The organism is Psychrosphaera aquimarina (assembly GCF_032461525.1).
GTDB classification, from domain to species: Bacteria; Pseudomonadota; Gammaproteobacteria; order Enterobacterales; family Alteromonadaceae; genus Psychrosphaera; species Psychrosphaera aquimarina.
Genome location: NZ_JAWCUA010000007.1, coordinates 907,294 through 919,058 on the forward strand (window position 1 = coordinate 907,294; position 11,765 = coordinate 919,058).

Here is an 11,765-nt window from a genome sequence, read left to right on the forward strand (position 1 = left end):
AATATGCGCCTCATTCTATTTTTAGGTTTGTTGCATTTAACGTTAATGACGGCAACTTATTACTTTATAAATCAATATCCTATTTCAATTTTGGCCTTATTAATAACATCATTGATCACCACATATTTATTATTAAAAAGACAATATCAACGACACCAAACCATTTTACAAAGTCTCGATCATGGCTTACAAAGTTTGCGTGACAATGACTTTTCCATCAGTTTAAGTCAGCAAAAAGAAACCAGTTACAATCCACTCATTAACGCCTTTAATCAAACCAGTGCCAATTTACGACACGAGCGGCAACGGTTGTATCAACGCGAAATGATGTTAGACAAGGTATTAAACGCCTCCCCTATGGTAACCATATTAGTGGATCATCGGGATACTATTGTATTTACCAATAACAGTGCCCAACAGGCGTTTGAATTAAATGGTTCGATTGTAGGACGTAACTGGACTCAATTAGTTAATTCTTTAGCACCTGAGTTCCAACATGCCCTAAACCATCAAGGTGAGTCCATATTCACATTAACGGACAATCAAGGCGCGCAACAAGCTTGGCATGTAACCAGTTCTCAAGTCACGATTCATCAGGCTCGTCATCATTTATTTTTACTAAAAAGTATCACTCAAGAGTTATCCAAACAAGAAGTGGCGACTTGGAAAAAAGTAATAAGTGTTATCAGCCACGAACTTAACAACTCCATAGCGCCTATAAGCTCTATGTGTCACAGCGGGGAATTACTGGCTAAGAATTTAGACGAACCAAGGTTAAACCGTGTTTTTAATACGATAAGTGGCCGAGTTAACCATCTAAACGATTTCATTAAAGGTTACGCCACACTGACCAAAGTAAAAATGCCAAACAAAGCGCCGGTCAACTGGCCGGCATTAATAGAACAACTACAAGTTTTGTATGCCTTTGAACTTACTACTGAGTTACCCACAGTAAAGCTAGAAGCAGACATTGCACAACTAGAGCAAGTATTTATTAATGTGCTTAAAAATGCCCATGAAGCCGATAATACCGGCAAGATTACACTTGGATTTTCTACCACCAGCAACACCATAGAAATGACCGTAAACGACAACGGCAGCGGCATGTCTGCGGAAGTTTTACAAAACGCCTTGTTACCATTTTATTCTACAAAACATTCTGGCACCGGACTTGGTTTGGCGTTATGTCGCGAGATCATTGAAGCCCATAATGGAAAGTTATTATTTAATAACCGTGAACAAGGCGGATTATGTGTGCTGATAATTTTGCCATTTGAATAAACGTAAACTTTGAGACAACCTTTATTAACTATTTTAATTAACCAAAGCTTCAAGTCTTGTCGATTACAAAAGGTTACAGTTTGATCAAATCAATTTTGATAAAGTCATATTATTAAATGAAATGACAGAGATTCATTATGAAATCAGTTTGTATTACATTGTTCACCCTAATTCTAACAGGCTGTGACGATAGGCTTAGTAGCTCTGGAGACGGAAGTAATCTAACTATCTTAACGACCGATATCGCAGGAAAGCGCTTGCCAATAAACCGAGTCTATTGGGTTTACGATTCTGAGCCAAACGTATTACATGAATTAGAATGTAAAACTGAGTTATGTGACAGCTGGTACTTACCTGTTGAAATTGAAGGGAATATAGCAGTGTTTGCTGAAAATGCGGTGCCGTTTGACAATGACCCATACTGCGCAGAAGTCTATAGCGGTGAAAAAAGTATATTAATAGACAAAAACCAAGCACAAACCATAACGATAGAAGTTAAATACTCAGATTCACTTTGCCAGTAATATCCACATCATAAACGCGATAAGCCCAAATCACATTTAACACTTTTTGCCAGAACTAGACTAATCGTAACCACAGGTTGAGTTAAGAAGGTGAAATTATTGCTAACCTACATTTGCCCCATAACAATTTACAACCTGAAATGTTGACGGGCAGCTTTGAGCGAGAAGCCGACATTGACCGTTAAGCTTTTAACAGCAGCAAGTAGCCATAAGCTGACATTAGGTTGTTAAGCAAGTTATTTTTCTATCTCATTATGGCGCACATAACTTTAGAAAATAAGATCACTACCCGTCAATCCTCACTATTAACTCCGTGTCGCTAATATTAAATGCTGCAATTGAAGCTGCAAGAGCGGGTGAACAGGGTCGAGGCTTTGCTGTTGTTGCTGCTGATGAAGTAAGAACTCTTGCCAGTAGAACTCAGGGAGCCAGCGTTCAGATCCAAGACTCGGTAGTTGAGTTACAAAAAACGTTAGAAAACTGGAGTCAGGTGATGCTTGCTAGTAAAGCTGATGCCGAAGAATGCTCTGAAGATAGCACTAAAATAAAACAAGCCATGGAAAACATTATCGGCAATGTTAATGATGTGAGAGATATGACCGTTCAAATCGCAACGGCGGCTGAAGAGCAAAGTGTCGTTGCCAATGAAATAACGCGTAGTGTACATACCATAGATGATCTTTCTAAGAAAAACACCATACTTGCTGCGCAAGTGAATAACTATGGCATGGCCGTAAACAAAAGTACTGAGGATATAGGAAAATTAAGTACAACCTTTAAATAATAAAGAGCAGCTAGTTAATGTATATAAGGATATATTAATATTATGGCTTTGCAGTGCTTTATAGTACTGCATATTTTCACAAGAGGTAAGGCATAAGACTTTGTTACCTCTTAATTTTTTATAGAATTGACATGTCGTACGAAATGACTAAAATTTCGGTGATATATGATTAATCGCTTAATCAGCCGGACAGGGAAAAATGACTCAACTACATCGACAAGTCCTTTGCAATCAAATTAATCTGCCTTTTAGCGGCAAACCCTCCTTACACTTATGTTAATTGAACTCATCAAGGCTTCGGCTCTACTACTGTCACTTTGTTTATTACAAAGCTTTGCCATTCGTTTTATAAACAAAAATGAACTGACAAAACAAATAGTGTCAGGGGGGATTTTTGGCGGGATTTGCATTATAGGCATGATACTGCCGATTGAGGTTACCCCAGGAGTCATTTTCGACCCCCGTACGGTAGTTCTGAGTATGGCGGGCTTATTCGGCGGCCCAGTCGTTTCAGCTATTGCTGCTGCTCTTGCGGGAGCATACCGGTTATTTCTCGGTGGCGGAGGTGTATATGTAGGTGTTGCAGTTGTTATAGCATCTACCTGCCTTGGTTTAGGTTATCGTTACTGTGTTCATAAAGGCTTGATGAAAGTTAACATAGTACAGCTCTTGTTATTTGGCCTCTTGGTACATGTTGTCGAAGTGCTATTGTTTACTCAGTTACCCGCAGATGCTCTTGAGAGGGTAATGTCCACGATCGCCTTACCGATCATTCTTATTTTCACACCTGCTACAGTATTACTCGGCATGCTGTTAAAAGACGTTGAAGATCGCTTTAATACTGAGCAAGCATTAAGTAAAACACTTGATGATTTTGATAGGAATGTTATTTTTTCAAAAACAGACTTAACAGGAAAAATAACGCATGCGAGTAAGGCATTTTGCGAAATAAGTGGTTTCGAATTGACGGAGTTGGTGGGTCAGCCACATAATATCGTAAGGCATCCAGATACACCTTCATCACTATTTGAAGACTTATGGAAAACAATAAAGCGAAAAAAAACTTTCCACATTGTTCTGAAAAACAGAAAGAAATGTGGTGATAGTTATTGGGTAGATTCGCAAATTGAACCTGAATTTGATTCTGATGGGAAGCATATTGGATATATCGCCACAAGGTTCGATATTACCGATAGAAAAGAAGTCGAACAACTTCACGAAGAAATAGCAGAAACGCAGCGCGAAGTTATTTTCAGGATGGGGGAAATTGGTGAAACTCGCAGTAAAGAGACAGGTAATCATGTAAGAAGGGTTGCTGAGTATTCAAAGTTGCTGGCTCTTTATTTTGGTTTAAGTGAAGACGAAGCTGAGCTTATCAAGCAGGCAAGTCCAATGCATGATATTGGAAAAGTAGGCATACCCGATGCTATCTTAAATAAGCCCGGTAAACTTGATGCTGAAGAATGGATAATCATGCAGACACATGCTCAGATTGGTCATGATATGCTAATGGACTCACCAAGGCCACTTCTAAAGGCGGCAGCTATCGTAGCTTATGAACATCATGAGAAATATGATGGCAGCGGCTACCCGCAAGGTCTTAGCGGTGAAAATATACATCTCTACGGACGTATAACGGCAGTGGCGGATGTGTTTGATGCGCTTGGTAGCGACCGTTGCTATAAAAAAGCATGGGATGACGAAAAAATATTCAAGCTATTTAAAGATGAGAAAGGAAAGCACTTCGATCCCAAATTAATTGATATATTTTTTGACAATTTAGATGAGTTTTTAGCTATTAGGGAAAAATTTTATGATAACTAACCAGCGGAGCTTACTTTGTGACAATAAAGGGCTATAAGATACCGGCTAAGATGTCATCCCAAACTGAACTAGCACTCTCCAGCTATTTAAACGAATGCACCAAAGGAATGTATATCCGACAAGCTTGTCGTTATGATATTGACGTTTAATGATGAATGACCGTTTTGGTGGCTTTGTTCACATCCAGGCTGAACGACTCATTGGCAAAAAGTTATCATCAAAGACTCATGTTTTTATCTGTGGAGAATGTTCCCTATCAGGAAACTACGGGAATAAAAGCTTAACACGGTTTGTGACCGCTTTGTCGGATCACTTGTCGCTAGATAAGCCAAGGCTAACTTCCGCTTTCGTATCATTGCTGTCTTAATCGCTAATTGTCTCAAGGTCTGCTTTGTGCACAAAGCACGTATTCGTGCTAAACCATTTATGTCCAAAAACGAGCTTCAATGAACCACCGATTCGTCAGATCACCTGTCGCTAAATAAATTGAGGCTAACGTCTGCTTTCGTATCTTAGAAGACATTAGGTTCGCCTAGGGGACTGCTTTCACTTTGCCACAATTGATAAGCAACAAAAGTATTAACAAATATTGATAAGCAGCTAATAAAAAAGCCTGAATATCACTATTCAGGCTTTCGTTTAGATGGTTAGAGCTAGAGTTATAGATTTAAAATCTATTACATCATGCCGCCCACCCAACACCCAACCATTTGATAATCAGATAAAAAATAAAAAATATAATGTGGGATACTCCGCTTTATACCCCAATCATTCAAGAGACTTAGTTGCATATTTTCATCCATGAAGATCAGCGAATAACATCCATCGAGATCAACCAATAACACGCAAGCAGATCACTCAATAAAATTCTCGTTAAAAAACATCGTGGTTCACCACTATTCCAAAACAAAGTTTAAAATTATTACGACTATTGTCTACATAGACAGCAATATAGGCATACATTAGATACAAAAAGGTAACTCGAAGGACGGCTTTTAGCGAAGAACGGACGGTAGCTCTAGTTTGTTTTTGGACAAAAGCGTGTTAGCTCGAATGCTTGCTTTGTGCCAACTACAGACATTCAGCAGCAAATTTAACCGTATACTGATACTCTCAAAAGCCTACATTCGATTTCACTCATTTTAGCCGTGAAACAAGTGTGTATTTTATATTTTTGGCACAAGTGTTTTAAAGTACCCCCGTCCCTGAAATGATCATTTTTAGTTTAAAAATTTGCTAGCCTTTGTTGATATTTGTACTGCCTGGTCACATCATGCTTAGAAAATTCAATAGCTTTTTTAAATACTCAATTTCTTTAACCGTATTCTTTTTAGCTTTTTCCACATCAGCTAAAATTAAATAACTAAAATGTGAATTTAGATATATCTCTACTGCCAATTCAGCGGCAAACATAGCGGTTTCTTTATTACCTATACTAATTAGAGCGTTTGTTAAGTCTCTAAAATAAAATTCTGTTGGATTGACTCGATAACCTACTCTTTTACTCAGTCCTTGAAAGTGCGTTTATCTCCTGCCCAATAAAGCTTAATCTTATTGCTCGAAGGGTCTTGAAGAATGGCTTCTCTCCATAAATAACGCTGATCTGTCGGGTCTTGTTCAAATTCAATACCTTTATTTTTTAACTCACGCACCCAATTATCTAACTCCGAATGTTCGAAATAGATAACCGCAACACTACTGAAGTCTTCCGTCTCCAAAGACAATGAGAAAGTTGACGAACCCGTTGGACACTCAAATCTCGTGTAATGGGGTGTATCAACAATAAGTATGAATCCGATCTGTAAATAAAACGCCTTCGACTCTGTAATGGTCAAGTTAAATTGGGCAATGTTACTTGGTTTAAATTCATCAATGCCCTTTGAAACTAGATTATTTTTTATGGTTGGAATTCATTAAATGTTCAGCGATTTTTGTTATCGCATTAGACGCTTTTGCATCATAATCTCGGTTCATTATCAGAATAAAACCCGTTTTAGAGGTTGTGTCAAAATACATGGAGCTAAATACGCCCAAGTCGCTTCCCATGTGACCGGTTAACCCCTCTCTTGTCCCGCCAGAAAAAACAGGCTTATTTTTCTAATATTTTTTTCATTAAATGAACTGAACACAAAGGCAGTGCCTGATTTCTCTGACACAATTTCAGTAACGTGTAATTGCTCATCTAGCTTTGACACCATTATTTTCATTTCATAGTTTTCAACACTGATGGAAAATCCGGGAGAAAAAGCTTCTGATGCAGTGATTGTCAGGGATTCAATCTGGCTATTCTTTAAGTTGAAAAATAACTGGCCATCAAAGACCTTGTTCACTTCTTGATCAAACATGGGTAGATGCGGTTTAAATGAATACACTGCGTAACCGTTTTCGTTTTCGACTAATTTGAGCGTTACCATATGAACAATTTCCATATCAGCTATATTCACTTTTGGCTCGCTATTACTGATAGACGCTTGAACGCTGGCATACTCTTGTAACATGGCTGGAGTTGGTTTTTGTTGGTCTTGTTCTATTAACTGCCACTGTTTCGTGGCAACAAGGTTGGGGTTATAACTTTGAACTCTGTGCTGCATCTTGCCGTTGCCATTATCTAAATGACTTTCTACGGTAAACCCCCATTCGTCACTACTATTTAACGTGTGCCAATTAGTCGCTGTTATTTGCTGTTTAACCGTTTGTAACAGGGATTCATTTTCTGATATAGATGCATTGGCACTGAAAACCATGTGAATAGCGAGAATAATTAACAAGCTGATTTTATTTACTAATTTCATTTTAATTTCCTAATCTTTGTTCATTGTTAATTCGGTTTCTATCGATAAACAGATAGTCTGGATCTAGCACTAACTTAGATGGTTCTGTATCTAAGATAAGTTCAACTTGCTGTTGGCCATTTATCATCTGAATAGCTTGTTGCTTCAGTAGATAAAGCTCGCCTAATACTTCTGAATAAACAGCTAAGGTTACGGTGTGAACAAAATCTAAGGGTGACTGTTGTACAGGCGTGTTTTGTTTGATGGTTAATCCAGATACATTTACCGTCACCTTATATTTGCCATTGGCTAAAGGCTCAACATAAGAATCCCTAATACTCAGTTCATAAGTCACAATTTCTGTTAACCACTCTTCAATCTGCTTCTTATGTTGTTCAGTAGCTAAGGCTTTGATATTGGCTACCAGATCTAAACTGGTGGCGTAATTGCTTTTAACACTGCCTTTTTGCTCGAGTAATTTTTTTAATGCTTGATTTAACTTGCCCTCCCCCATTAACTGACGAATAGCGTTAAATACAACTGGCCCCTTGTGGTAACGTAAATAACGTTGCCCCAACATTTTAAAGAGTGGCGTTTCGCCTAAGTGATCACTGCTGCGCCCGATTAAATATTGTTGGGTAGAATGTTGTAAAACCTGCTTAACATAATCATCGCCATATATTTCCTTCATAACCATGAGTGCCGAATAATCCGCTAACGACTCAATGAGTAGCACTTCACCTTCGGTTTTTGCCGAAGCGAGTTGATGCCCCCACCATTGATGCGCAACTTCATGAGCAATTAGATATGAAAAGTTGTCAAGATCAGCGCTATCTGAGTCAAGTGGGATCTTTTCTTTAAAGCCGACATGCTCTGAAATATAAATAGTGGCAGGATATGCTCTGGCAAAACCACGATTTGGGATCTCAACCAGATTAAGCTCAGGATACGGATACTCGCCAAACTCTCGTTCAAAATACTGCAACGATTTAGCTGCTGTATTGAGCATGAGTTCGATGTTTTTATCATGCTGTTCAAGGTAATACGCGTTAATGGCAGTATTGCCGGGTTGAATTGACTTTATTTGATATTGCGCTGAAGCAAATCCCAAAAAGTTGCTCATTGGCTGATTAACTTTATAGTGAAAGTAAGCTCGATTATTTTCCTGCCATTGATTTTGCAACTCACCAGGCGCAATAGCAGTTTGAGCTATCTGAGTAGACATCACTGCTTCAAAGTTAATCCAACTCGCATCTTTTTCGTGGCCATGTAGGTTGTACTCTTTACCTTCAACTAACGCTGGTAAGCTGTCTTTTTTAGCTAAACCATATTCAATTCGAATGTCATCGTTTTGAATTTCATGAGCACTGTCATACCCGATAAACGGCAATAAACTACTACCATGAAAGTAGCTGCCATTGGTTAATAAAGAGATGTCTTTATCAGCATTTTTAAAACCAATTTTAGCTAAACGGGTGGTGAAATTAAGTTTAACTTTTCCCTCAGGTGGTAAAGCATTATTCAACTTAACTTCAACTACATTTAACTCATCATGAACCTTTGAGATGGAACCTTGATCGAGGGAGAACTCAAACGCTTGTTCTGGGTTGGGCAAAGATATCAAAAAGTTTTGTATATATTCATCGCTTTGATTAGCTAACCAATAATGACCATTAATAGATACTTTATGTTGGGTTGGGTAAAAATCGACTTCAACATATACGTCGCTAATTTTAGGCGCGGATGCTTGTTTGTATTGCTTGAATTCCAGTTCATAGCTGAGGCTGTTTTGCTCCGCTTGTGCCTTAGTGAGATACGGATTCAGAATATTGGTATTGTAAAAAACAAAACTACCCACTAAAACGGTCGAACTCAAAGTTAACTGCAAGCCGCGCCATTCAAACTTGGATGATAATGAGGTAAACCTTTTAGTTGCCGCTAGCAATGACTCGTCAATAGTGCGCTTAGATAAGACATAACACACCAAAGCGAAACATGTGGTGACTAACGTCCAATAAACCACAAACCAAAACGAGCTTTTGCTATAGAAGTCATAACCACTAAAATCTGAATAATGGTGCGGCCCTGTATCAGTAAAACGCAGTAGATTGTGATCTACCCCTATCAAAGTTGCCACATCGGTTTTAAACACTAGTAATATCCCTGCGGTTATTACAAAGCCAACGTATTTATTGAGGCTTATAGACTGAATGGATAAACATAAAATCGCCATTAATAATAAAGGTAAACCCTCTAAGCCAATCACCGCCAAATATAAGTGCAAGTTATCCGGAGTAAACCCACTACTAATCTGGTAGCCCAAGGCAATCAAGATAGTGACTAGAAACATTAAGAAAGTAATACAAGCCATAACCACAATTTGGCTAATAAAACTCAACCAGCTTGGTGTTGGTACAACGCCAACGACTCCATCAAATTTGATGTCTTTAGCTCGCCAAATCATTTCACCAGAGAAAAATACCACCACAAATAAACCAATCACCTCCAGAGGTTTTGTCATATACGGCAATAAGCTGCTGGTATAGGCATGTTGAACGCCGACAAAAAAATTGTTTTCCATGCCGTTTATAACTTGAGCTAGGGTTAACAATGCAATCAGCACAAATAACAAAATAAAGGAGGTGCCTCTTAATGTCATACGCAGCTCTAACATCACGAAGGCTTTAAAGGCTACCCAAAGGTTAGGTGTGGGTGTCTGAGGCTGATAACCGCCATCAATGCTTTGTTCTGTATTCTCAGTCTTGGTAGCTGGAGGAATTAGCAAACAATTGGCATTTTTCTCGTTTTTACGTTTTAAATATCCTTTAACCTTCCCTTTAAGTTTTGAAAACGGTTGAAAGCCTAACCCTGTCAATAATAACAATGACGCCATTAACCAAATGAGTCTGTTATACAAAAAGTTGTCTGTTAGCTTCACCAGCAATGTGTTTTTTTCAATAGTCGTCCAATATTGACTTTGCTCTAAAAATGCCGAAACGGCAAAAGGATCAAACAAGCTTGCGTAATTGATTTCTCCACGAGCCAACGGGTCGGAGCCAGTAAACATAGGGGAATCTAATAACGCAGCGGATAATAAATAAAAGACATAAATACTAATGCCGGAAACAAAGGTCATGATTGTGGTGTTGAAAACACAAGCGCTAGCGAATAATAAACTCGCAGTAAAAAGTAAATTTGGTAAAACAACGACTGCTATTGGCCACAGTATGTAGCTAACATCAAAATAGCCATATATTTCAGGATCATAGTCAGTCAATAAGACCGGAAGCAACATAGCAGTAACCGCACTGAGTACTATGACTAAACTCATTACATACAAGCTGACAAAACGACTTAGCATTAACTTTATGTTGTTTACTGGTTTGGTTTTTACAAATGCAATGAAGTCGTATTGAGTGTCTCGCAACGCCGAATTTGCGGTAATAAGGGTGGTCGTGAAAATTGCTATTTGGCTTACAAACGTCATTGCATAAGTTAAGTTATGCGGTGATAACGCCAGTACATTTCCACTGGCAACCACTTTCCCCGAAAGAAAAAATCCGAATGCCGTTAACATTACCAAGCCTAACCACCAAGATAATTGGCGACTTAAATATCTAAATTCAAATTTCAACAAAGACAAAAACATCATTCACTCCTGATTATTTGAAGCTGATGAAATTGCTTTTTCAGAATTTAACGCTTTGAAATACGCATCCTCTAAACTGGGTTCAACCAAAGTAAAATCAGAGTCAGGTTGATGCTGAGAGTGCACATGAACTGCTTTTTGTGCACCATTGGATTTAGTCGACAATATCTGATGTTGTGCGGCCAATTGCTTTAGGTTTAAATTGCCAGACTGTTTACACCAAACTTGACCTTGAAGCTCGGCCATTAAGGCTTTTGGAGAACCTTGCTTTAATACTTGACCACGATTAATGATAGCCATGTCTGTACACAGGTCTTGTATATCTTCAATAATATGGGTCGATAAAATTAGTATTATATTTTTCCCCACTTCACTAAGCAGGTTGTAAAACCGGTTACGTTCCTCTGGATCCAACCCTGCGGTAGGTTCGTCAACCATTATTAATTTGGGATCTGCCAATAACGATTGCGCAATGCCAAAGCGTCTTTTCATTCCGCCCGAAAAATTGGCCACATAGTTATGTCTATGCTCATATAAATTAGTTTGTTGCAGTAAAGCTAATACTTGTTCTTTTCTTACTTTAGGATTTGTTAATCCTTTCATAATAGCTAGATAATCAAGTAGCTCGTAAGCCGACACCCGTGGGTAAACACCAAAGTCTTGCGGTAAATAACCAAGTACTTGTTTGATCTTGTTTGGCTGAGTTAACACGTCAATGCCGTCAAAAGTAATGCTGCCAGAGTCGGGTAATTGCAAGGTGGCTAAAGTACGCATCAAGCTAGATTTACCCGCGCCATTTGGCCCCAGTAATCCAAACATACCTTTGCCAATGGTTAAGTTAATGTCGTCAAGCGCATGAACACCGTTATTGTATTGCTTACTTAGATTTTTAATTGTCAGCATTTCCCACCTCTACAAAATATTTACTTACT

At 38.5% G+C, this 11,765-nt stretch carries 7 protein-coding genes and 2 pseudogenes; 4 read left to right on the forward strand and 5 right to left on the reverse strand.

Translation table 11 applies throughout. The annotated features are described in order from the left end of the window. The first annotated feature begins 3 nt into the window (after positions 1-3). From RT723_RS10615 to RT723_RS10630, 4 genes and pseudogenes are all read left to right on the forward strand, one after another. Positions 4-1,281, forward strand: coding sequence for a sensor histidine kinase (locus tag RT723_RS10615; RefSeq protein ID WP_315947046.1), 1,278 nt, complete (start codon positions 4-6; stop codon positions 1,279-1,281). Positions 1,282-1,418: 137 nt separating this feature from the next. After that, a complete protein-coding gene (locus RT723_RS10620) occupies positions 1,419-1,805 on the forward strand; it encodes a hypothetical protein (RefSeq protein ID WP_315947047.1) in 387 nt (128 codons plus the stop codon). A gap of 319 nt (positions 1,806-2,124) precedes the next feature. Beyond that, positions 2,125-2,589 (forward strand): annotated as a pseudogene (locus tag RT723_RS10625) (methyl-accepting chemotaxis protein); the annotation flags it as partial. Positions 2,590-2,862: 273 nt separating this feature from the next. Further along, complete coding sequence (locus tag RT723_RS10630; RefSeq protein WP_315947049.1) at positions 2,863-4,413, forward strand: LytS/YhcK type 5TM receptor domain-containing protein; 1,551 nt, start codon at positions 2,863-2,865, stop codon at positions 4,411-4,413. A 1,266-nt stretch (positions 4,414-5,679) separates the two neighbouring features. Here RT723_RS10630 and RT723_RS10635 read toward each other — a convergent pair. The 5 genes and pseudogenes from RT723_RS10635 to RT723_RS10655 form a co-directional block, all read right to left on the reverse strand. After that, positions 5,680-5,826, reverse strand: a complete 147-nt coding sequence (locus RT723_RS10635) for a hypothetical protein (RefSeq protein WP_315947050.1) — start codon at positions 5,824-5,826, stop codon at positions 5,680-5,682. Between the two features lie 92 nt (positions 5,827-5,918). Then, positions 5,919-6,283, reverse strand: a pseudogene (locus RT723_RS10640) (VOC family protein). A gap of 184 nt (positions 6,284-6,467) precedes the next feature. Beyond that, a complete protein-coding gene (locus tag RT723_RS10645) occupies positions 6,468-7,205 on the reverse strand; it encodes a hypothetical protein (protein WP_315947051.1) in 738 nt (245 codons plus the stop codon). Between the two features lies 1 nt (position 7,206). After that, the gene (locus RT723_RS10650; protein WP_315947052.1) at positions 7,207-10,836 is read right to left on the reverse strand and encodes an ABC transporter permease/M1 family aminopeptidase; all 3,630 of its coding nucleotides are present in this window, start codon (positions 10,834-10,836) and stop codon (positions 7,207-7,209) included. Further along, positions 10,837-11,736: an ABC transporter ATP-binding protein gene (locus tag RT723_RS10655; RefSeq protein ID WP_315947053.1), complete on the reverse strand. Its 900-nt coding sequence runs from the start codon at positions 11,734-11,736 to the stop codon at positions 10,837-10,839. Positions 11,737-11,765: the final 29 nt, after the last annotated feature.